We start from the raw sequence: 23,023 nt of genomic DNA, 5'->3' as shown, positions 1-23,023 counted from the left end.
TTTTGATTTTTACATTCTTATTTATCTGGTATACGCGACTCCCTTGATCCTGTTGATAGGGCTACCTTTATCGATATTGCTAGACTATCTGCTCAGCCGAATACAATTCCCTAATCATGTGTTGTATCTAAGTACGAGGATATTAGGCTATGCATGTGCTGGAGTTTTAGGCATGTATATTTATTATCTGGTCATGGGCGTAGGAGAAGCAATCTGGGATTTCAAAGAGACGTTAGTTCTGACCTTATTTGGCGTTCTTGCCGCTATTCTATTTGTACTGATTGATATGGGATTGGAAGTTTTGTTAAAGGTACGAAGAAGAAAGAGTTGAATTAAATTGATTTGTCAGGAGGAAAGCAAGATGACAACGCATTGTGCACTTCTAATCATTGACGTACAGGTAGCGATGTTTGATGAAGCAGATCCCGTATATCAAGGGGAACGATTGCTTCAGAAGATCCAGGTATTAATTGCCAGGGCCCGTGAAGCAGGGCATTCCATCATATATATCCAACACTGCGAAGGGCCAGGCAGTCCACTGGAACGAGGAACTCTGGGGTGGGCCATTCATCCGTCCATTTCACCTATTGCTATTGCTGGTGACCTCCTTATTGAAAAGGAGACACCGGATTCGTTTCACGAAACCAATCTGCATCTGAAATTGCAAGAAGATGGCGTGACGGAGTTGATTCTCGCCGGTATGCAGACTGAGGTATGTGTAGACACGACTTGCCGCAGAGCGTACAGTCTGGGTTACACGGTCAATCTGGTTCAAGATGCGCACAGCACATGGAATGCAAAGACGCTTCAAGCAGAGCAGATTATTGCACATCACAATACGGTACTGAGACTGTTTGCCAACGTGGTGGATACGGAGAATGCGCTGTAATGCTAGGAAAACGTAGGCGATTCTGGTTTTTCATAGGTGCGGCAATCATGTTTCTGTATCTTCTAATCACGAGTAACCCTGATCCGAATAAGCCGATTTCAAGAAATCAAGTGATAAGCACAGAGATGAGCATTGTCGTGTACACCAGGACAGGCGACGGTGGAGCACACGTTAGCATTGACAATGTTACGTTAAGTAAAGAAGACATTAGCCGTATAGTCGGCTGGCTGAATGCAGCCCCGGAATCAGCCAAAATACCAGTAGATGATGTCACAGGAAGTATTAGTGCGGGAATTGCTTTGAAATTAAAGCATAACGCTAAAGTTACGATTCAATACAATCGGAAACAGATTATTGTATCCACAAAAAGCAGATTTAATAGAGATTCGAAATATATACTTGATCAAAAGGACTTAAGAGACTTTATGGATCAAAAGTTGGAAGGGACGTATTTTGGTGAAGATACCGTTAGTGTTGAATAAGGGGGAGATGTATTGACGATAAACAAAAGAATAATGAATCTATCAGCCTGGCTTGCTGTATTAGCCATCCTATGTATTCCTGGAACTTTACATACTGAAGATGGACCGCTCCGAACAGAGTATGGTTTCCCGCTCCGATTCTTTACGGATTATCATTATGCTAATTCTGAGGGAGCAATCTGGTTTATATCTGGCATCTATTTAAATGTACTTCTATATTTGTTCAATGTCCTGTTTATTTATGCAGGAATTCATGTGATCTTATATATAAAAAAGAAATTAACTAAATAAATTGAACTGAATATTTACACGAAATGGAGAGGACAGAAAAAACCTGAAGAAGCGAAGTGTTCGCTTTTATCCCCGGAGTTTCCCATTATAAAATGAATCAAAAAAATCTGGGGATAACAGCGATCGGAAGGTTGTTCTGTCATCGGAGTGGTAAGTGTAAATATTCAATAGTTTAATTTATTTAGAATATCAAGATGGAGTGATTACGATGAAACAACTTCCAGTAGAATGGAAGTCAGACCGACTTATTATCTCAAATGTGGAAGAATCCGATATTCCTGAACTTGAGTCCATATATGAGACCAGTCGGTACTTGCATCAATGGGATGGACAAGAGCATGATCGGAACTATGTGAAAGAATGTTTTGAAGAAGGCCACCTTCCGCCGGGAGGCAGGCTGGAGAATTATCGAATTCAATCCATTCGCACGAATGCGGATGACCGCTATATTGGTTTGTTAAGTGTGTACCATGGGTATCCCTCCGAGGATTCAATCTATCTCGAATTTTTATATGTCCAGAGCGAGATCCAGAAGCAGGGATATGGACAAGAATTAATTCAGGCGTTGACTCGTCACTTTTCCGAACTTGGTTACAAGGAAATTCGAATCAACGTAGCGCTCAAAAATTGGACTGCATTACGCTTCTGGATCAAATCCGGATTCAATCAGATTAGTAGAATTTATGGTGATCTTGAACATTCGGAGGATACCTTTGCCCATACAGAATTGATCAAATCTCTATGAAAAACATCGATAAAGGGGAATATACCAATGGAAACATTCTTTCGTTATAACTGGATGGTGCGTGAGCAATGGTATGTGTGGTGTGAAGATGTACCGCTTGAAGAATTGCTTCGGCCTCGCACGGGCGGAGTAGGCAACATATTACAAACATTATTTCATATCATTGATGTAGAGTGGAGCTGGCTTCAGTTGCTTCAGGGCAAACCGGATGATGCAGAAGATTTTGCGAACTACCAGAATCTTGAGGCAGTAAGGAGACTCGATCGCAAGTTACGTCCTGATGTGGAGGCATTTGTTACAGCCTGGGAGTCGAGTATGGAAAAAAGAGCTTTTATCGATCATCGCTCAGCTGGCAAGGCCAGTACATATTCATGGGGAGAAGTAAAGCGACATGTGATCGCCCATGAGATTCACCATATGGGACAGCTGTCAGTATGGGCCAGAGAATTGGGCAAACAGCCAGTATCCGCCAATGTCATTGGCAAAGGCCTGATTATACCTGACTAACAGGGAGAGAGCGGCATGACATGAATGAACGGAGGAGAAGTGATGATTCATTGCAGGAGAGCTACGATTCAGGATGGCGAAGTGATGAGTCAATTATCCCATCAACTGGGTTATGTCAGCACAACTGAAGAAATCAAGGAGAGACTAACTCTTCTCTCTTCCTTACCAGACCATTATGTATGTGTGGCTGAGATTGATTCGAGGGTCGTAGGCTGGGGCCATGTACAGGGAAGACATTCCATTGAGAGTCCATCTTTTGCCGAGATTGGTGGACTAGTTGTGGATGGGATTCATCAAGGGATGGGGATTGGTAAGATAATCATGAGCGAATGCGAGGAGTGGGCTCGGGTTAACGGCTTTGATAACATTCGGGTACGTTGTAACGGAAAAAGGGAATCTGCACATCGGTTTTATATAGCTATCGGATATGAAGAGAAGAAATGGCAGAAGGTATTTGATAAACGATTATAATCTAATCTTGTGTATCATGGAAGGAGGAGACCGATGACGATTCAACTTAGCCAGGTGAATTGGGTAGAACTAGATGAACGTATTCAGCAGGTGATTAAACAGGAGTATCAGAGCATTCCCTTGTCACCTGGACTAGAAGCAACTGTGATGAAAATCGAAATGGGAGATCAGCGGTACGTCTTGAAAGTCTGGGACAAGGATTCCAAACCGGATATCGCCAAACAATATCGACTATTGTCCAAGCTTTATCAAAGTGGAATTCGTGTTTCCAAACCCTACGGTTGGGGATTAGACGAGCAAGAGAATCAAGTGCTATTAACAAGCTATGACGGAAAGCCGGTTACCCAATTGACACAAACCAAACTGACACATTTGGCTGAGCGATTAATGGAGGTCCATCGTTATCCGGTGAATGAAGTGGGTACTGGGGAAGATGAAGAATACATATTCAGGTACGATTTTGTTCAATACTTTTTTCCTCAAATTGAATTACATGACGATATAAATGATCTTCTGGAAAACTTGATCCAGCAGGTCCAGATCAGACAGGACCGCTTGATTCATGGCGATTATAATCTGGGAAACATTCTTGAGATGGCCGACCATTACACCATTATCGACTGGACGAATGGGCAATACGGCGATCCAAGATACGATATGGCATGGTCTGTGTTTCTGATCACCATCTATAATGGGGAAAGTTACGGCGAGATGTATCACGCTCAATTTGCACGTTCTGCAAGTTATCCGTACACGCTGGAAGAGGAGCAGGTTTTTGAAGCGATAGCTTGTCTGCGCTGGATTCTGTTAAGACGCGTTGGGGATGTACCCATGGGGCCAGATGTAATGGAAAGGGTTCACACCATGGCTGTCCATAATCCATATTTGAATGAACATCTGCTGTAATCGTAATACGGGGATACACAATGACGACAGTATACGATTAAGTAATAGAAAGACCGCATTTTTCAATTAAAATAAACAGCCAGTCCTAAACTAGCGATCCTCGCATACCTATGATAGTAGAGGAGCGTGATCGATATGGAGCAGAAAGTGCAAACGTACTTTGAACTGAAGCAGCAGCAAAAAGATATTGAGCAGCAGTTGTCTGTACTACGAGATGAGATTGTCGCGTATTGTGCAGAACAAGGGGTCTATGAGACGCAGGTTGGTGGTTACACCGTGAAAACAGTGCTGCAGAACCGGAAGGAATACGATGATCAGAAGCTGTATGCTTCTCTTCCAGACCCGGACATCTGGCGATTGTTGTCCAAGGTAGACAGCCATAAGCTGAAAAGCCTGATTAAGCTAAACATTCTGTCCGAGGAGCAAATTAACCCGGCATGCACAGTGAAACAGGTGACCTTGTTACAGGTAGACAAGCTGTAACGCTTCATATCCTCTTTGTATATGAGTGAATTTAACTGAACATCACGACCACAAAGCACCTTCGAAGAAATGTTCTGTTGCGATGAGCAGTCGGACATACGTGGAGGTGTTTTTGTTGTGCAAACAGGGCCGAGGATCATAAATAGTTAAATATGAGGGGGGAGAAGTATAATTTGTTCATTGTAAGCGTATTCAACAAACGATATGATGGATAAAAAATGGCAGGGAGGAATTGTAAATGCCAACCGAAATTCCATCACTACATGCTACGTACGCTAATACGTTCAAAATAGGTGCTGCTGTACATACCAGAATGTTGCAGTCCGAAGGGGATTTCATCGCCAAACATTTCAATAGTATCACGGCTGAAAATCAGATGAAATTCGAAGAAATTCACCCGGAAGAGGATCGTTATACTTTTGAGGCGGCGGATAAAATTGTTGATTTTGCTGTTGCCCAAGGGATTGGGGTCCGCGGACATACTTTGGTCTGGCATAATCAAACATCGAAATGGGTCTTTGAGGATACCTCAGGTGCTCCCGCTTCCAGAGAGCTGTTATTATCTCGCTTGAAGCAACATATTGATACGGTAGTAGGTCGGTATAAGGGGCAAATATATGCGTGGGATGTCGTTAATGAAGCTGTTGAAGATAAGACCGACCTGTTCATGCGGGACACGAAGTGGTTAGAGCTGGTGGGGGAAGATTATTTGCTACAAGCGTTCAGTATGGCTCATGAAGCTGATCCAAATGCTTTTCTTTTCTATAATGACTACAATGAGACGGATCCGGTCAAACGGGAGAAGATCTACAATCTGGTTCGGTCTTTGCTGGACAAGGGAGCGCCTGTACACGGGATTGGGTTGCAGGGGCATTGGAATATTCATGGTCCTTCAATTGAGGAGATCCGAATGGCTATTGAGCGTTATGCTTCACTGGATGTGCAGTTGCATGTTACGGAGCTGGATATGTCCGTGTTTCGTCATGAGGATCGTCGAACGGACCTCACCGCGCCAACTTCAGAGATGGCTGAGCTACAGGAGCGTCGATATGAAGAAATCTTTAATTTGTTCCGTGAGTATAAATCATCCATTACCTCTGTGACGTTCTGGGGAGTAGCGGACAATTATACCTGGTTAGACCATTTCCCGGTACGCGGACGCAAAAATTGGCCCTTTGTTTTTGATCAGCAGTTGCAGCCTAAGGAATCATTTTGGCGTATCATTAATTCTATGTCCTAAACATCAGGGAAGTGGAGAGAATCGGTCACGATGTGGCCGATTTTTTGCTGTAGTCAATATAGATTATACAGTGCGGTTATCTCGTGCATGATTAGAGGCGTTGATTTGTATGGATGATAAAAAATATGGTATTAAATGGGATTATGTGATAGGGTTGAAGAAATGGTGAACCAAATTCTTTCCTGAAATGAGATGAGAAGATGGATTACATCCGAAATTATTTAATTACTTTTGCCGGAAATTTTATATTTAGTTATTGTATCTTTGAAGAAGGTACTTTTGCCAAACCGCTGATGTTTGCTACATTGATGCTGTTACTGATCATGACAATCGATTACATGAAAAGTAGAAACAAATATACATTGGAATAGGGTATGTCCATGTTTTTAAACGATTCTGGAGCATAGGGTCGTTTTTTTATTGTATATAGAACAGCTTCCATTTACATCATGACCATTGTTCATTACACTTGATGAGTAACGCCTCATTAACTCAGTTTTCGTTAACTCAATTCAGATCATCAGGAGGATATCATTATGCATCAATCCGCACATATTCAGGAAGCAAGAGATTACATATTAAACCGAATCCATACCAAACCTGCCGTAGGCATGATTCTGGGTTCTGGACTGGGAGCGCTCGCGGACGAGATTGAAAATGCGACCGTTATCCCGTATACAGATATTCCGTATTTCGCTCAATCTGAGGCTATCGGCCATGCCAATGAATTGGTTATTGGTGAACTCATGGGCAAAACGGTTGTAGCGATGAAAGGCCGCCTTCATTATTATGAAGGTTTTACATTGGACGAAGTGACTTTCCCCGTTCGGATCATGAAGGCGCTGGGTGTCGAGCAATTGCTTATCACCAATGCCTGCGGAGCCATCAACACCAGCTTTGAGCCGGGTCAACTGATGCTCATTACAGATCATATTAACCTGGTAGGCAATAACCCGTTGATGGGACCGAATAATGCTGAACTGGGTGTTCGTTTCCCAGACGTATCACAGGTATACAATCGCGAACTGCGCAGCATTGCCCTTAAGGTTGCAGAAGAGCAGAATGTTGGCCTGCAGCAAGGAGTCTATGCATGGTGGAGTGGCCCGGCATACGAGACACCAGCGGAGATTCGCATGATTCGTACGATGGGTGCGGATGCAGTGGGTATGTCCACAGTACCTGAAGCCATTGTTGCCATTCATGGCGGTATGAAGGTGCTAGGCATTTCCTGTCTGACCAACATGGCCTGTGGTATTCTGGATCAGCCGTTAAGTCATGATGAAGTTATTGAAGTGGCTGCGCAAGTGAAAACAACCTTTATCGGACTTGTAAAAGGCATTTTGAAAGAGATCTAATCGCGAGATGATTTTTTATCTAGGCCACGATGGATAGGATAGAGTTTTCATCCAACCCAATCGAAACCACAAAAAAACGTATGTTTCACGAGTTGTTACTCGTGAGACATACGTTTTTTTTATTTTGCAGAACTATGAACCATCTGAGAATGATCGGCCATGATTGCTGGTGTGGACTCCCTGATGATGGGTTTGGTCACAATGTGGGAGACCTGATACGGCTGTGTTGGACTATTAATCCGGGATAACAGCATCTCCGCAGTCTTAATGCCCATCTCATTGCTATAAATATGAACCGTCGTTAATGCTGGCTCAATAATTCGAGATTGGGGTGCATTATCGAATCCGCATATCGCAATATCCTGTGGCACAGCGACATTTCTGTCTTTTAACGCCCTGATCAGATCAACTGCAATGAAGTCATTAGCGCATACGTAAGCGGAAGGTAGGGAGGCCAGCTCTTCCACTCGCTGGTTCAACCATCCTGGCTTGGAGAAACACAGGCGATCATTATCTACGATGCAATGGGACAGGTCGACCTGCAACCCCGCCTCCAGCATAGCACGCTGATATCCAACCCATCGTTCATTAAAGCTCTTGCAGTGATTGTAATCTCCGACGAATCCAATACTTGTGTAGCCGCTCTCAATTAATTTTGTGGTTAACTGATAGATGCTATGTTCATTCTCCATGAGTAACAGATCTGCTTTGAATTCGGGATAACATATGTTGGAAGCGCAATCGATAAAGATGGTGGGAATGCCTAGATCGGTAATCAGCTGTGTATATTCTAGATCAAATAATTCAATGCAAATGATGCCGTCTACTTTGGCTATATCAAAATTGTTGGGAAGTGTAAGTGTATCTTGATCGTCTTCACGCACGATATGAATCGAGAGATTGTATCCCTCCGCACTGATTCTTTTCTCCAGACCACTGATTAACAACGAACCAAAGTGAGATGTATTAGGCAGGTTTTCAGTTAACAGGGCGATATTACCCGGAGCCTTGGTTAGAACATGCTCATTGTCCATATAGGCAAACTGTTTATATTTAAGTTCAATTGCTTTTTTAATTACACGATTTCGGGTTTCATCCGGGATGTTTCCGCTATCATTTAATGCTTTGGAAGCCGTATTCCTGGAGATCCCCAAAGCATCAGCGATGTCTTGTATCGTGACTTTTTCCTTTGCCATCTAATGCTTCACCTCTAATCATCAATAGTCATCCATATTCTTCTCTAAGTCAAATGTATAATAGAACGGGACAAATAGCAATCTCTGTTTTACAAATGCACAATTACATTTACATTTAGATAGTCGAATTCTATTTTCATAATTGTTCCAGAAGTTTTGTTAATTAGTGTAACAATGATAATCTATTACAGTCATGATATAGAAAAATCTATGCGGGTATTAACGATTCAGTGCTGTATATATGCAAATTTAATCCTCTTTAGTTACATTAATGCAAAGATGAAATGATCAAATGCACAAATATTTTTTTACAAAACGTATTGACTAAATCCGTTGAAACCTGATAAATTGTAAATTATCAAATAGGCAATTGTAAATATTGAAAGCCCTTACTGAAAACAATTGTCAACTTCTAGAATGAACGGGGGTATCGTGTTGGATAACATAGCCGACAGCAAAAAGGGCGAAGGAAGGGTACTGAAAGTGAGGACGACAAGCGGTCATAGGTTACAGCAGCTCAAAAAAAATTACTTTTTATATATGTTGCTTGCACCAGCCTTAATTTTGACTCTTATCTTCAAGTACATTCCGATGTACGGAGCCATCATTGCGTTTAAGGATTTCAGTCCGATCAAAGGCATCATGGGTAGTGATTGGGTAGGACTGAAGCATTTCGAGAAATTTATAGCTTCACCCAATTTCGATATCATTTTAATGAATACGCTTAAACTCAGCTTTTTGGGATTGATATTCAGTTTCCCGGTGCCTATTTTACTGGCACTCATGCTGAATCAGGTACGCAAAGCTGGCATCAAGAAAAATATTCAATTGTTTCTGTACGCACCCAATTTCATCTCGGTTGTTGTTGTTGTGGGTATGCTGTTCATCTTCCTCTCACCGACAGGGCCAATTAATCAATTAGCCACATGGATTACAGGTCAGCCGATCATGTTCATGTCTGAACCGGAATATTTCCGCTGGATCTACATTTTGTCCGATATCTGGACCGGAGCGGGCTGGGCTTCCATTATATACGTCGCGGCTTTGGCCAATGTGGATCCGGAGCTTCACAATGCGGCTAATCTGGATGGAGCCAATCTCCTTCAGCGTATTCGCCACATTGACCTTCCAACGATTCGTCCGATTATGGCCATCGTCTTTATTCTTGCAGCTGGCGGGATTATGTCCATTGGATTTGAGAAGGCTTATCTGATGCAGACGTCCATGAACCTGCCGTCCTCCGAGATTATTGCCACGTATGTCTACAAGGTGGGGTTACAGTCTGGAGATTACGCTTATTCTGCGGCAGTTGGATTGTTCAACTCGGTTATCAATGTGATTTTGCTGGTGACGGTGAACCTGATTGTGAAGAAATTGAATGAAGGCGAAGGCCTCTATTAGGAAAGGAGTATTATCCATGGTTGTTAAACACACGGGAATGGATCGATTGATCCTCACACTCAATGCCATCTTTCTCACCTGTGCTGTACTGGTTGTGGTTGTTCCCCTGATTTATATTGTTATCGCCTCATTCATGGACCCCACGGTGTTACTGAATCGTGGACTGTCCTTTAATGTATCGGACTGGAGTCTGGACGGATATCAGATGATTTTGTCCAATCCAGCCATGATCCGGGGGTTTGCAAATGCGGTATTGTACTCGGTTTCCTTTGCACTAATCACCGTGACTGTATCCATATTTGCAGGTTATGCATTGTCGGATGATAGGCTCGCGGGACGTGGGTTTTTCATGATTATCTTTATCATTACCATGTTCTTCGGCGGGGGATTAATCCCTACTTATCTACTCATACGTAATCTCGGCATGCTTGATACGGTGTGGGCGATCATCATCCCTGGAGCCGTTAACGTCTGGAACATCATTCTCTCGAGAACCTTTTTCAAAGGAGTCCCTCGAGAACTGAAAGAAGCTGCAAACGTGGATGGCGCCTCTGAGATGAAGATTTTCTTCCAGATCGTCATTCCGTTGTCGAAACCGATCATTTTTGTACTCGCACTTTATGCGTTCGTTGGGCAATGGAATTCCTATTTTGATGCAATGATCTATCTCGATAATCCGAACCTGCATCCGTTACAGCTGGTTCTGCGTTCCATTCTGATTCAGAATCAGGCTGCACCGGGCATGATCAGTGATCAGCTCGCGATGGCAGAACTGAAACGGCTCTCCGAGATGATTAAATACTCAGCGATTGTCATTTCGAGTCTGCCACTCATCATCATGTATCCGTTCTTCCAGAAGTATTTCGAAAAAGGTGTCATGGTCGGTTCCCTCAAATAGTGAACAGCCTGCGATACAGTAAGTTGATCCAATCCAACTCATGGAGGTCATTATTATGAAAAAAGTGAACAAATCCAGAAAAGCCGTTACAACGGCATCCATTTCCATGTTATCTGCAATGCTCTTTTTAACCGCCTGTGGCGGAGGTGGAGGCGGCGGCGCGGCAAGTGAGGCGCAATCCCCTGATGGCAAGGTGACATTGAATTTTATAACACAGAGCTCTCCGCTGGCTCCCGCTGATCCAAACGACAAGCTGATTAACAAGCGACTCGAAGAGAAAACCAATGTGCATATCAACTGGAAGAACTATACGAGTGATGTATTTGCAGAAAAAAGAAACCTGGCGGTCGCCAGCGGTGATTTGCCGGATGCCATTTTTGATGCAGGTTACGGGGATTATGATCTCCTGAAACTGGCGAAGGACGGGGCGATCATTCCACTTGAGGACATGATTGAACAACACATGCCCAATCTGAAAAAGGTGCTGGAGGAAGCTCCCGAATACAAGAGCATGATCACGGCTCCAGACGGACATATCTATTCATTCCCATGGATTGAAGAACTCGGAAGTGGCAAACAACGGATTCAGGCAGTGGATAACTTGCCCTGGATTAATGTGGAGTGGCTGAACAAGCTTGGACTGAAGATGCCAACGACAACCGAAGAGCTGAAAGAAGTATTGATCGCGTTCAAAACTCAAGATCCAAACGGCAACGGTAAGGCCGACGAAATTCCGTTATCTTTCATTAACAAACCGGGCGGAGAAGATCTGACATTTCTCTTTGCGGCATTTGGACTCGGAGAGAACTGGGATCATACCGTGGTAACCAATGATGGGAAAGTGGTCTTCACGGCAGCTGATGAAGGCTACAAGGAAGCGGTTAAATACATTCATGAGCTGGTTAAGGAAGGCCTCGTGGATGTCGAATCGTACCAGCAGGATTGGAACACGTATCTTGCGAAAGGCAAGGATAATAAGTACGGCATGTACTTCACATGGGATAAGGCTAACATTACAGGCATGAATGATACGTATGATGTTCTGCCTCCTGTTGCCGGGCCTAACGGAGAGGTCAATGTCACAAGAACAAACGGGATTGGGCTTGATCGTGGTCGCATGGTCATTACCAGCAGCAATAAAAACCTGGAATCTACAGCGAAGTGGGTAGACCAACTGTACGATCCGCTCCAATCTGTGCAGAACAACTGGGGTACCTATGGAGACGAGAGTCAGCAAAATATTTTTGAATTCGATGAAGCCAAAGGGATGCTGAAACATCTTCCACTGGAAGGATCTGCACCTGTGGAACTCAGACAAAAAACCAGTATCGCAGGACCATTGGCCATTCTCGACAGTTATTATGACAAATACACAACCAAACCGGAAGATGCGGCTTGGCGCATGGAACTTCTCGACAAGGTTATGGTTCCGCATATGAAAGCGGAGAACGTATATCCAAGTGTGTTCTTCTCCATTGATGAACTGGATCGATTGTCCACGATTGAGACCGATCTCTTCGCCTACGTGTTACGTCTGCGTACAGAATGGTATCAGAACGGGAAAATAGATCAGGAATGGGATGCTTACTTGAAAGAGTTGGATCGCCTTGGATTGCAAGAATGGCTACAGATTAAACAAGCGGGATATGACCGTAATAACAAATAAAGAAAAGTACGGAGGAGAAACCATAATGTCGACAATTCTTAAACAAGATTACAGAAATGAATACCATTTTTCACCAAAAGAGAAGTGGATGAACGACCCAAACGGCATGGTGTTTTTCAATGGGGAGTATCACTTGTTCTATCAGCATCACCCACATGGAACTACATGGGGCCCCATGCATTGGGGCCATGCAGTGAGCAGGGACCTGATCTCCTGGGAGGAACTACCAATAGCTTTACTCCCCGATGAGAATGGCACTATATTCTCGGGAAGTGCCGTAGTGGATTGGAATAATACGACCGGATTCTTTGAGGGTGAGCCAGGATTGGTTGCTATTTTCACCCATCATCTTGAAGTTAAAAACCAAGATGCCATACAAACCCAGAGTCTGGCGTATAGCAAAGACAACGGCAGAACCTGGACTAAGTACGAGGGTAATCCGGTATTAAAGCATGAGTCCTTTGTTGATTTCCGTGATCCCAAAGTGTTCTGGCATGAGCAGACCAAGGAGTGGGTTATGATTATCGCTTGTGGTCAAACGGTATGTCTGTATCGTTCTCCCAATCTGAAGGATTGGACGCTAGGAAGTGAATTTGGAGCCGGTATTGGTTCACACGATGGCGTGTGGGAATGCCCCGACCTGTTCCCGCTTGCAGTAGATGGAGATTCAGGGCAGGAGAAATGGGTGATGCTCGTTAGCATCGGTGCAGATCCTGCTTTTATTGAAGGCTCCAGAACACAATATTTTACCGGAGATTTTGATGGAACTACATTTGTCCCAGACGAGGCATCCCAGACGATTCGCTGGATTGATTATGGTCGGGATAACTACGCAGGAGTTAGTTGGTCTGACGTTCCTGAGGAAGATGGAAGACGCCTCATTATCGGCTGGATGAGCAACTGGATGTATGCCAACCAGACGCCAACCAATGATTACCGTGGAGCAATGACCATTGCCCGGGAGTTGACACTGGAGACAAGAGCGGGAGAAGTTATATTGATTCAACGTCCTGCACGTGAACTTGAGCAAGCCCGTACGCCAGTATTGTCCCTACAGGATGCTTCGATTCAGCAAGTGAGTGAGCAGTTGAACGCATTGCAACTCGTGAACTATGAGATCCATGCAGAGTGGGCTCAGGATCAGACGTTCCATTTTGCACTAAGAAGCGGCGCAGATCACGAAACGGTCGTTGGTGTAGACTCGATCCGAAGTGAAGTGTACGTTGATCGTAGTCGATCGGGCATCGGCAATTTTCATGAACTTTTCCTGAGCCGTCATACAGCTGAGTTAAAAGAAGTGGATGGAAATCAAAGTTTGCGTATCTTTGTAGATCATTCATCTGTGGAGGTATTTGCAAATGATGGTCAGGCGGTTATCACGGATCTGATCTATCCGGATGCGGATTGCCAAGGCATCTCTGCTCATGCCGAAAATACAGATCTGTTCTTCTCTTCACTTCATATCTATGAGATATCATCAACCAAGGCTAAAGGTTAATTGTAATGAAGGAAAGGAGCCCAAAACGATGCGTATTGGAGCTATAGAAGCGGGCGGAACAAAGTTTGTATGTGGTATAGGTAATGAGCATGGACAGATTGAAGATCGGATCAGCTTTCCAACAGAACATCCGGAGACCACTCTTGCCAAGGTGATCGACTATTTCAGGGATAAAGATGTGGAAGCCATAGGGGTCGGCTCCTTTGGTCCGATTGATCTGCAACCGGATAGTCCCACCTATGGTTATATTACGACCACACCTAAGCCTGGGTGGGGAAACTGTAATGTGATTGGAACCTTGAAGCATGAATTTCCGGTTCCTTTTGGATGGGATACGGATGTGAATGCTGCTGCGCTCGGTGAAGTGACGTGGGGAGCAGCGCAAGGGCTGGATAACTGTGTATATTACACGATTGGCACAGGCGTTGGTGTTGGACTCGTGGCAGGGGGCCAACGAGTCCATGGATTGTTACATCCCGAGGGTGGACATATTCGGACAAGACGCCATCCAGACGACCACTTTGCCGGATTATGCCCGTATCATGGCGATTGTCTGGAGGGTATGGCAGCAGGGCCAGCCATTGAAGCCCGTTGGCAGATCCCTGGCAGTGAACTGCCGGCGGATCATCCGGCGTGGGAGATTGAGTCCTTTTACATTGCGGAGTCGATTACAACGGCCATCTTGCTTCATTCGCCGCAGAAGATCATCTTGGGCGGTGGTGTGATGCAGCAAGATCATCTGTTTCCTATGATCCGGGAGCAGGTAGTGCGGAATCTCAATGGTTATGTAAATGCAGCCCCAATCACGCAACATATCGACCAATATATTGTGCAGCCCGGATTGGGCCAGCATGCAGGCCTGTGTGGTGCGTTAGCACTGGGTCTGGAAGCATTGCAACATGCAGCACAAGCTTCACATGTTTCATAGTTTTCTATAATAATCTACATCCCAGAAGGGATGGCTGCGGGTTCGCTTATTTGTATAAGCCAATGATGCACCGTCCTTTTTGGGCTTTTTTATTTTTTTGAGGAGTTCAATATATTTGAAAAATATAGTGCGTTCTAAAATCCGATGTTGCTCAAGTGAGCTGCCAAAGGTATGATTTTTAGTGTTCTATAGTGCGATAAGACATTCAAAAATTAACGTGTCTCTAATGGAAAGGAATTCAACAAATGAACCCAATCACAATGCGTCAAGCTGTACAGGCAGACCAAGAGCAACTCGCTGATTTGCGAGCCTTGGTATTATACGATGATCTAACCAGACTGGGAAGGTACGATGATGTGAAGGTGCGTGAACGTTTCCGGAATACATTCAATCCTGCCCAGACACAGATTATTGAAGTGGAGGGTTCAATGGTAGGTTGTGTAGCGTTAAAGCCCAAGGCTGAGGCATATCTATTGGAACATTTCTACATACATCCCGATTATCAAGGCCAGAGAATAGGAACTCATGTACTGAACATGTTGCTTGAACAGGCTGAAGTTCAGGGGAAACGGGTTATGTTAAATGTTTTGCAGGGAAGCCCTGCTCGGCGATTGTATGAACGATTTGGATTTATATTGGACAGTGAAGATGAGGTCGATGTATTTATGTCGGTCCAATTGTCGGAATAGTATGATCGCGATATGTAGTAGACCCATTCATTTAATTCTTGAATGGGTCTATTGAACTTTTCTATTATACTTTCTGATGACGTTACCCTAATATGGATAATAACCTACTTTTTATATAGGAATTATATAGTATGGAGAATGCCAAGATGCCACAATGGAAGAGAAATCTGTATATTCTGTGGTTCGGCCTGTTTTTTAATCATATGGCGTACTCGCTGTCCGTTCCGTTCTTTCCTATATTTCTGCAAAATGATCTTGGTATCCAGAGCGGTCTGGAAGCTTGGTCCGGTATTTCGATCTCCATCAGCTTTCTGATCAGTGGATTATGCGCACCCTTCTGGGGATCACTGGCTGATAAATATGGCAGCAAACTGATGCTGGTCCGTTCCGGAGTGGGGCTAGGCATTGCACATCTGGCTAACTTCTTTGTTTACGATCCGTATACGTTTATCGCGGTAAGGGTCTTTCAGGGACTCATGGCTGGTTTTCATCCCGCCTCGATTACACTGATTGGCACCAATACTCCGGAGAAACAGGTGGGTTATGCACTTGGCGTGATCTCCACGGCCAGCGCTGCGGGCGGGATTCTTGGTCCTCTTGCTGGAGGTGTGCTAAGTCACTGGATCGGACTGCGGGGATGTTTCATTGCATCGGCTGTCATTACATTACTCGCGGCACTGATGGTCCTCGGTGTTAAGGAGTCACGACAAGCTCGTACGATAGTACCAACAAGGATCATAGGGGATTTGAAAAGAGCGGCTTCCACGCCGGGTTTGATGCGAATCTACAGTTTGATTCTCCTAGTCTCGACCTCCGTGCTCATCATCGAACCGGTGCTGACGCTCTATGTGGTTCAGATTGGCGGAGATGTTGGCAGTGCAACACTTAGTGCAGGGATTGTCTTCTCGGCGATTGGTGTGGCAACGGTCATTATGGGGCCGCGATGGGGGAAGATTGGTGGAAGGATCGGATACGAGAAAACCCTGTTTATTGGTCTGATTGGCGGTGGAATTGGCAGTCTGCTTCAAATGACAGCAACGAATCTGATTTATTTTGGCAGCCTGCGATTTGTTTATGGTTTGTTCTTTGCCGCAGTCTATCCGGCACTTAATGCGCTGATCATCAAGTATGCTGATCACGATTTTCGTGGGAGGGCTGTCAGTCTGAGTCAGACGGCGAGTCAGTTCGGTATTGTACTTGGACCGTTAATCGGTGGTTTGCTCGGTGGATGGATCGGCATTCCGTTTATTTTTCTCTTCACAGGAATTGTATTGCTGGGAGCGGCTTGGGCAGTGTCATCACCACAACATAGGGAGGAATATATATGTCGCAACGACAATTGAAGTTGGGAGCCAATCTGAATGGAGTGGGTAACAGCATTTCCTTTTGGCGTCACCCGGATATTCCGATTAACGCGAGCGTTAGTCTGGAGTTCTACAAGAAGCAGGTACGTATCGCGGAAAAAGGGAAGTTTGATCTGCTCTTTATTGCAGATGGCCTCTTCATCAACGAGAAGTCCAATCCTCATTTTCTCAATCGCTTCGAACCTCTCACGCTTCTGTCCGCACTCGCCGGGGCAACTTCCCACATCGGGCTGGTTGCTACATTGTCTACTTCCTATAGTGAACCCTTCACGGTTGCGCGGCAATTTGCCTCGTTGGATCAATTAAGCGGTGGGAGAGCCGGATGGAATGTGGTTACTTCGCCTCTGGAAGGTTCGGCACTGAACTTTGGCAAAGGCGAACATCCGAACCATGCGCTACGCTACGAAATTGCGGAAGAACATCTGAATGTGGTCAAAGGCCTTTGGGATTCCTGGGAAGACGATGCCTTTGTCGGAGACAAGGAACAGGGCGTATTTTTCGATCCTGCCAAGTTACATACGTTGAATCACAAGGGAACACACTTCTCGGTACAGGGTCCGCTTAATGTGGGGCGTTCGAAGCAGGGTCATCCGGTCATTTTCCAAGCGGGCTCATCTGAATCTGGTAAAGATCTGGCCGCCCGATCGGCAGATGCCGTCTACACGGGACATGAGACACTGGAGGAAGCTAAGGAGTTCTACCGCGATGTGAAAGCAAGTGCGGTGGCTTATGGACGCAAGGCAGAGGATATCCTGATCTTCCCGGGCATCGGCCCCATTGTGGGTAGAACAGCGGAAGAGGCGGAGCAGAAATATCAGGAAATTGCCGAACTGGTGAATATTGATCAGGCGTTGAATTATCTGGGACGTTACTTCGATCATTATGACTTCTCCCAGCACGCGCTGGACGAACCTTTTCCCGAGATTGGGGAGATTGGCAGCAACAGCTTCCGCAGTACAACGGACAAGATCAAGCAGCAGGCAAGAGAACAGGGGCTGACCTTGCGCCAAGTGGCATTGCTGGCATCTACCCCGCGTACATCGTTCATTGGTACACCGGATCAGATCGCAGATCAGATTCAGGAATGGTTTGAAGGCGAAGCGGCAGACGGATTCAATGTTCGTACCGTGGTACCCAATGGCTTGGAAGATTTCGTGGAGTTAGTTGTTCCGGTTCTGCAAGAACGAGGGCTGTTCCGTACGGAGTATGAACATGAGACGCTAAGGGAGAATCTGGGTCTTGAGATTCCGCGTAACCGGTATACGTTAGAGAGTGTAAGATAAAAAAGATAGAGCGGTAATGACGTTAATATAACGTTGTTGCGGCTCTTTTTTGATGGTTTCTTTTTCGGAGAGTACTGCTATTATAAAATGATAAAGAAAATGATACACAAGCAGCAATTCCAGACGAGTCACAGGAGGAAATTGGGATGATTAGAGGATTAACGAATGCGGGACTGGGCAATATCGAGTCTGATGAACAATATATCATAGATGCGGCCAAGCACGGATTCGGATCTGTAGATTTGAATCCGCTCTCATTGATTGAAACGTATGGCAAGGAACAGGCACAACATCTGCTAGAAAGTAATCAGGTGATCATCGGTTCATCGGGTCTGACAGTGGAGTGGCGGACGACAGATGAGCAATTCCGTGAGGGATTGCAATCGTTGGTCGCTATGGCAGAAGCTTCTGCTTCGCTGGACTGTTACAGCTGTTGCACGTATATTTTACCCTCAACGGATCAACCGGCAGCGCAATTTATGGCAGCGGCTACGAAACGTTTGAGACTCTGCGCAGATATCTTGGACGCTTACGGGATTAAGTTGGGTCTGGAGTTTGTGGGATGCCATCACTTGCGGACGCAATGGAAGAATCCGTTTATCTGGCGTGTGGAAGATACGCTGGACTGGATTGAGACGATCCATGCGCCTAACGTAGGTTTGCTCGTAGATTCCTATCACTGGCATACAAATGGTTTACCGATGGAAGATCTGCTGAAGCTGAAGAAAGAGCAGATTGTTCATGTTCACATCAACGATGCTTATGATTTGCCTGTGGAAGAATTACTGGATTATGAGCGTTTGTATCCCGGCGATGGGGTCATTGATCTGGGTGGATTTCTGAGAAATCTACAGGCGATTGGTTACAATGGTGTAGTGGCTCAGGAAGTACTAACTCCAGCGCCGACCCTAAGTTTGAGTGAAATATTGGCTAAGTCGAAAGCAGGTTTTGACAAGGTATTTGCGGCAATCTAAGTTACTGAAAAAAGGAAGGGTTGTTCCTAGCTATGTTAATGGCTTATGGAACACCCCTGTTCTTTTTTGATTAATCCAGCACGCCGTGATCTTTCATCAGTTGTTTCGTAACGATCCACAGTTTGTTTTGCATGGCCTCATCTCCGCCAGGATGTATAGGAACAATAGATGCTCCAGTTCCCACATTAAAATATCCTCCTGATACCTCGCCATACTTCGAATCCACAGCCAACCGAGTAATGATATCCGCACCCCGGCGCGGGTCGCCAATATGCAATAAGGTTAACATGCGTTCAAGCACACTTGCAAACCATAGCTCTCGTCCAAGACCCGTAACATTAAAACCAGGATTCAAGGCATTTACGCGAATTCCGGTTCCACGCCATTGTCTGGCTAGTTCACCAGTAAACATAATATTAAGCAGTTTGGTTTTGCCATAGATTGGAGAGGAACCGCGTGCAGTAAAAGGAGTGATATCCGTTAAGTCATCTGGCAACACCAGAGTGCCGTGATTCCGCGAAGCTTCAGATGCAATATTGACGACACGGGCATGGCCCGACTGTATCAGAGAAGATTGCAATGTGTGCGTTAACAGCCAAGGTGCCAAATAGTTGACGGCAATCATCTCGGCATATCCTTCGGACGTGACTCGCTGTTCAAAAGCATGAAGTCCGGCATTATTCAAAAGTACGTCTATACGCGGATAAGCGGCTGCAATCTCAAGCCCAACACGTTTTACATCACTCAGTAAGGATAAGTCTCCATAGAAAAATTCGATTTTGGCAGAAGGCATGATCTCCTTGATTTTGTACCTGGTAGCCTCGGCACGTTCCTTGCTTCGGGCTGTAAGTATAAGATGTGCCCCGCGTTTGGCGAGTTCCATGGCTGCAAGCTGCCCTAAACCGCTTGTTGCTCCGGTAATTACAATAATGGGATGTTTAGTTTTCATGAGAAGATCTCCTTTTGACACGAATAGATTCGGAATTATATAATGGACATAAATCAACTATAAATATTAATTGATATTTGTCAACTATATTTCCAGAAGTCTACTTTCATGTATCGAGGAGAGGGAGTTAACAATAATGAGTGAAAATCCAGTCCAAACCAAAGATAGAGCAACCTTGGAGCTAGCGCTGGGTGAGCAGATTCATGCACTGATCAGTGCATCTCATGCGCTTAACGTTCGATCTGCCGAGCGTTTTGATGCGAAACTGCAACCTGCCGCTTTTCAACTGGTACGGTGGCTCTACTCCTACGGCCCAACAAGCGCCGCGGCTTTGGCAGAAGCGAATGCAATGGACCGCAGCTCGGTCAGCCGATTAATCAAACAACTTGAAAAGTCGGGATATGTTAGCAAAGAGCAAGACCCCAAGGATCGGCGCGGGGTGTTACTATCTCTTACGGAACTTGGTCAACAATCGACGGTTGGTGCGCTCAAGGAGAAGGAGTCCGCTTTTTATGACCGTATATCCAGATGGGATGATAAGGAACTGGAACGTTTCACCGCCATGCTCAGGCAGTTTAACGGTTTGGATGATGAAACGGTGGGGGCTAGAAAATGAACAAAACGGAGCGGCAGCTTGCGATTACGCTTGAATTGCAGCGAAGAAAGATGTTACGAGCAGAAGATTTAGCTGCTCAATTCGAGACAAGTGTACGTACGATATATCGAGATATTCAGGCATTAAGTGAGGCTGGTGTTCCGATCATGGGTGCTCCGGGTCAGGGGTATTCCCTTATGGAAGGATATTTTCTGCCCCCGGTAAGCTTCACCGCAGAAGAAGCCGTATCCCTGCTCATGGGAGCTGATTTTATCGAACAGAGAATGGATACAGAATACGCGATGGAGGCTAAGTCGGCTCAACGAAAAATTGAAGCAATCTTACCAGAATCCGTTCGTAATGAATCAATACGTGTTCGGGAAACGATGCGACTGCTTCATACGGTTGAATCTTTAACCCGAGCGCGGGTCAAAACATACCTTAACCGGATACGTAATGCCATTCTGGATCAACGTAAGATCAGCTTTATGTACCTGAAAAAAATGCCAGGAACGGATGGCAATCGATATAACATGCGTGAGGTTTCACCCTATGGACTCTCACTTGTCCAGGAGAATTGGATGTTAATTGCACGGTGTGATATGCGACAAGACATTCGTCATTTTCGTTTGTCACGGATGACTGAACTTTCCGTGCTGGAGGATCAATTCCTTTTGCCACCGGATTTTGATCTAAACAGTTATCGACCTCCTGACGACCGTAACGAGCAAGTATTAATCAGAGCAAAACCTGAAATTGCTGACAAAATTATGGAGGTCCTTCATTTTTATATGGATGCATTTGAGGAGCAAGAGGAAGGTGTCATTTTTCATTTTCGTGTCCGCTACCCGGAAGAAATCTTGCATTATTTACTTGGCTGGGGTGGAGATATCGAGGTCTTGGAGCCGGAGTCTTTGCGCTTCCGAATGCAGGAAGTAGCCAAAAACATCTTAAAACACTACTGACATACACCTGTCAGTAGTGTTTTTTTATACTTTGATATATCACAGATCAAGAGGAGTGGGTTGAAGGATGAGAAGTACAACGGAAGTATTGACATCATTTGAAACGGCTGTAGAACGATATTTGGCAGAACTGAACAAATTGGATATGTCTAGCTTATATAAAAAACAGAGTGAAGAGGAATGGTCCATTGGACAGATGTATGTACATTTGATTCAATCAGCGCTTTTCTTACATCTGCATAATATTGAGCAGTGTTTGAGAAGCGAGGATTCGACATTAAACTCGGGGGAGGAAAAAACAGAACTGGGTAGGCAAGTGTTTGCATTAGGACAATTCCCTCCCGTTCCCGTTAAAGTACCCGCTTCCCCGCAGTACACCCCGCAACCACCTGAGAGCATGGGGTCCTTGATCGATGGGCTTCACGAGGTAGTGAACCGGATGAGGAGTACAGCATCTGTACTACACCAAGCGTCCGTAAACAACAAAATACGTCATCCAAGGCTTGGCGCTCTAAACGCTCAGGAGTGGTTTTTGTTGATAGAGATGCACTACAGACATCATTTTTTACAATTGGATCGATTGAAATCGAATCTGGAAATGTAAACGAGAGAAGGGAATGAGATGTATCCATGAAACCAAATCAGGACAGCAGATATTGGATTGGCGTTGTATCTGCTTCTCATGTAAATGTAGCCGTAGAGGGAGGGTTTGCTCAGTTGTGCCATGGCAAGTCAGCACTTTTGCGACAGATGTCCGCGGGTGACTGGTTGATATACTATTCTCCACGCACAGACATATCAACAGGGCAGCCACTTCAGGCGTTTACCGCTATTGGTCAAATTACTGACGACAGGATATACCAATATCAGATGTCGGAATCCTTTGTACCCTTTCGCCGAGATCTCCGTTATCTTCCGTGTCGAGAAGTAAAGATCGCAACGTTGTTAGACCAACTCACTTTTACACGCGAGAATCGCAATTGGGGGTTTCCATTTCGTAAAGGTCACTTTGAGATTGGGGCTGAAGACTTCAGGATGATAGCTTCCTCCATGTTGGAAAATGAGGCACAGTCACTACTGGATATTAGCTTAAGCCTGAAATGTTAACCAAACCAAAAGGCCCATAGATTGTCTATGGACCTTTTTGCTTTATGGATAATCATATCCTCCACCGTTGATATTACATTTGCGAAGACGCTGGATGCCCAAGGAAAGACCTTTAATTGCCCCGTATTTCGTAGTTATGCC

At 45.0% G+C, this 23,023-nt stretch carries 25 protein-coding genes; 23 read left to right on the top strand and 2 right to left on the bottom strand.

Annotated elements, in window-relative coordinates:
- Positions 1-172 precede the first annotated feature (172 nt).
- From MHH92_RS22735 to MHH92_RS22690, 10 genes are all read left to right on the top strand, one after another.
- A complete protein-coding gene (locus MHH92_RS22735) occupies positions 173-331 on the top strand; it encodes a hypothetical protein (protein WP_339186087.1) in 159 nt (52 codons plus the stop codon).
- A 30-nt stretch (positions 332-361) separates the two neighbouring features.
- A complete protein-coding gene (locus tag MHH92_RS22730; RefSeq protein ID WP_339186088.1) occupies positions 362-889 on the top strand; it encodes a cysteine hydrolase family protein in 528 nt (175 codons plus the stop codon).
- Positions 889-1,371, top strand: coding sequence for a hypothetical protein (locus MHH92_RS22725; RefSeq protein WP_339186089.1), 483 nt, complete (start codon positions 889-891; stop codon positions 1,369-1,371). The genes MHH92_RS22730 and MHH92_RS22725 overlap by 1 nt, the downstream gene beginning before the upstream one ends.
- 499 nt (positions 1,372-1,870) lie before the next feature.
- A complete protein-coding gene (locus tag MHH92_RS22720; protein ID WP_339195036.1) occupies positions 1,871-2,407 on the top strand; it encodes a GNAT family N-acetyltransferase in 537 nt (178 codons plus the stop codon).
- Positions 2,408-2,434: 27 nt separating this feature from the next.
- Entirely contained in the window at positions 2,435-2,914 is a 480-nt protein-coding gene (locus MHH92_RS22715; protein ID WP_340906455.1) for a DinB family protein, read from the top strand.
- Between the two features lie 42 nt (positions 2,915-2,956).
- Positions 2,957-3,385 (top strand): GNAT family N-acetyltransferase, encoded by a 429-nt coding sequence (locus MHH92_RS22710; protein ID WP_179086557.1) that lies wholly within the window; start codon positions 2,957-2,959, stop codon positions 3,383-3,385.
- Positions 3,386-3,418: 33 nt separating this feature from the next.
- Positions 3,419-4,291, top strand: a complete 873-nt coding sequence (locus MHH92_RS22705; RefSeq protein ID WP_340906453.1) for an aminoglycoside phosphotransferase family protein — start codon at positions 3,419-3,421, stop codon at positions 4,289-4,291.
- Positions 4,292-4,426: 135 nt separating this feature from the next.
- A complete protein-coding gene (locus MHH92_RS22700) occupies positions 4,427-4,774 on the top strand; it encodes a hypothetical protein (RefSeq protein ID WP_081746078.1) in 348 nt (115 codons plus the stop codon).
- 238 nt (positions 4,775-5,012) lie between these two features.
- Positions 5,013-6,014, top strand: a complete 1,002-nt coding sequence (locus MHH92_RS22695) for an endo-1,4-beta-xylanase (RefSeq protein WP_340906451.1) — start codon at positions 5,013-5,015, stop codon at positions 6,012-6,014.
- Positions 6,015-6,550: 536 nt separating this feature from the next.
- The gene (locus tag MHH92_RS22690) at positions 6,551-7,369 is read left to right on the top strand and encodes a purine-nucleoside phosphorylase (protein ID WP_036617166.1); all 819 of its coding nucleotides are present in this window, start codon (positions 6,551-6,553) and stop codon (positions 7,367-7,369) included.
- Positions 7,370-7,488: 119 nt separating this feature from the next.
- On the opposite strand, the gene MHH92_RS22685 is transcribed toward MHH92_RS22690, so the two are convergent.
- Positions 7,489-8,565, bottom strand: coding sequence for a LacI family DNA-binding transcriptional regulator (locus MHH92_RS22685; RefSeq protein ID WP_282320495.1), 1,077 nt, complete (start codon positions 8,563-8,565; stop codon positions 7,489-7,491).
- A 540-nt stretch (positions 8,566-9,105) separates the two neighbouring features.
- Here MHH92_RS22685 and MHH92_RS22680 point away from each other — a divergent pair.
- The 9 genes from MHH92_RS22680 (at position 9,106) to MHH92_RS22640 (ending at position 19,266) form a co-directional block, all read left to right on the top strand.
- Complete coding sequence (locus MHH92_RS22680; protein WP_223200008.1) at positions 9,106-9,966, top strand: ABC transporter permease; 861 nt, start codon at positions 9,106-9,108, stop codon at positions 9,964-9,966.
- A 16-nt stretch (positions 9,967-9,982) separates the two neighbouring features.
- Positions 9,983-10,864, top strand: a complete 882-nt coding sequence (locus MHH92_RS22675) for a carbohydrate ABC transporter permease (RefSeq protein WP_036617174.1) — start codon at positions 9,983-9,985, stop codon at positions 10,862-10,864.
- A gap of 55 nt (positions 10,865-10,919) precedes the next feature.
- Positions 10,920-12,530 carry an ABC transporter substrate-binding protein gene (locus tag MHH92_RS22670; RefSeq protein WP_155985154.1) on the top strand — a complete coding sequence of 537 codons (1,611 nt, stop codon included), beginning with the start codon at positions 10,920-10,922 and terminating at the stop codon, positions 12,528-12,530.
- Between the two features lie 25 nt (positions 12,531-12,555).
- Complete coding sequence (locus tag MHH92_RS22665) at positions 12,556-14,028, top strand: glycoside hydrolase family 32 protein (RefSeq protein ID WP_340906437.1); 1,473 nt, start codon at positions 12,556-12,558, stop codon at positions 14,026-14,028.
- Positions 14,029-14,056: 28 nt separating this feature from the next.
- A complete protein-coding gene (locus tag MHH92_RS22660) occupies positions 14,057-14,956 on the top strand; it encodes an ROK family protein (protein WP_340906435.1) in 900 nt (299 codons plus the stop codon).
- 245 nt (positions 14,957-15,201) lie between these two features.
- Positions 15,202-15,645 (top strand): GNAT family N-acetyltransferase, encoded by a 444-nt coding sequence (locus tag MHH92_RS22655; protein WP_340906433.1) that lies wholly within the window; start codon positions 15,202-15,204, stop codon positions 15,643-15,645.
- Between the two features lie 146 nt (positions 15,646-15,791).
- Positions 15,792-16,988 carry an MFS transporter gene (locus MHH92_RS22650; RefSeq protein WP_340906431.1) on the top strand — a complete coding sequence of 399 codons (1,197 nt, stop codon included), beginning with the start codon at positions 15,792-15,794 and terminating at the stop codon, positions 16,986-16,988.
- A complete protein-coding gene (locus tag MHH92_RS22645) occupies positions 16,970-18,292 on the top strand; it encodes an LLM class flavin-dependent oxidoreductase (RefSeq protein WP_340906430.1) in 1,323 nt (440 codons plus the stop codon). The genes MHH92_RS22650 and MHH92_RS22645 overlap by 19 nt, the downstream gene beginning before the upstream one ends.
- A gap of 146 nt (positions 18,293-18,438) precedes the next feature.
- Positions 18,439-19,266: a sugar phosphate isomerase/epimerase family protein gene (locus MHH92_RS22640; RefSeq protein ID WP_340906428.1), complete on the top strand. Its 828-nt coding sequence runs from the start codon at positions 18,439-18,441 to the stop codon at positions 19,264-19,266.
- A 70-nt stretch (positions 19,267-19,336) separates the two neighbouring features.
- Here the strand turns inward: MHH92_RS22640 and MHH92_RS22635 are convergent, their stop codons facing one another.
- Positions 19,337-20,215 carry an SDR family NAD(P)-dependent oxidoreductase gene (locus MHH92_RS22635; RefSeq protein ID WP_340906425.1) on the bottom strand — a complete coding sequence of 293 codons (879 nt, stop codon included), beginning with the start codon at positions 20,213-20,215 and terminating at the stop codon, positions 19,337-19,339.
- Between the two features lie 136 nt (positions 20,216-20,351).
- On the opposite strand from MHH92_RS22635, the gene MHH92_RS22630 reads away from it, so the two are divergent.
- The 4 genes from MHH92_RS22630 (at position 20,352) to MHH92_RS22615 (ending at position 22,882) form a co-directional block, all read left to right on the top strand.
- A complete protein-coding gene (locus tag MHH92_RS22630) occupies positions 20,352-20,831 on the top strand; it encodes a MarR family winged helix-turn-helix transcriptional regulator (RefSeq protein ID WP_340906423.1) in 480 nt (159 codons plus the stop codon).
- Entirely contained in the window at positions 20,828-21,775 is a 948-nt protein-coding gene (locus MHH92_RS22625) for a helix-turn-helix transcriptional regulator (protein ID WP_340906422.1), read from the top strand. Before MHH92_RS22630 ends, MHH92_RS22625 begins: the two co-directional genes overlap by 4 nt.
- Positions 21,776-21,842: 67 nt before the next feature.
- Positions 21,843-22,379 (top strand): DinB family protein, encoded by a 537-nt coding sequence (locus MHH92_RS22620; protein ID WP_340906421.1) that lies wholly within the window; start codon positions 21,843-21,845, stop codon positions 22,377-22,379.
- A 26-nt stretch (positions 22,380-22,405) separates the two neighbouring features.
- The gene (locus tag MHH92_RS22615) at positions 22,406-22,882 is read left to right on the top strand and encodes an EVE domain-containing protein (RefSeq protein WP_340906420.1); all 477 of its coding nucleotides are present in this window, start codon (positions 22,406-22,408) and stop codon (positions 22,880-22,882) included.
- Positions 22,883-23,023: the final 141 nt, after the last annotated feature.

This window comes from Paenibacillus sp. FSL M7-1414, assembly GCF_038003195.1.
In the GTDB taxonomy this organism is placed as follows: domain Bacteria; phylum Bacillota; class Bacilli; order Paenibacillales; family Paenibacillaceae; genus Paenibacillus; species Paenibacillus amylolyticus.
The sequence above is the reverse complement of the archived record's forward strand: the minus strand, read 5'-3'. Positions and strand labels throughout refer to the sequence as shown.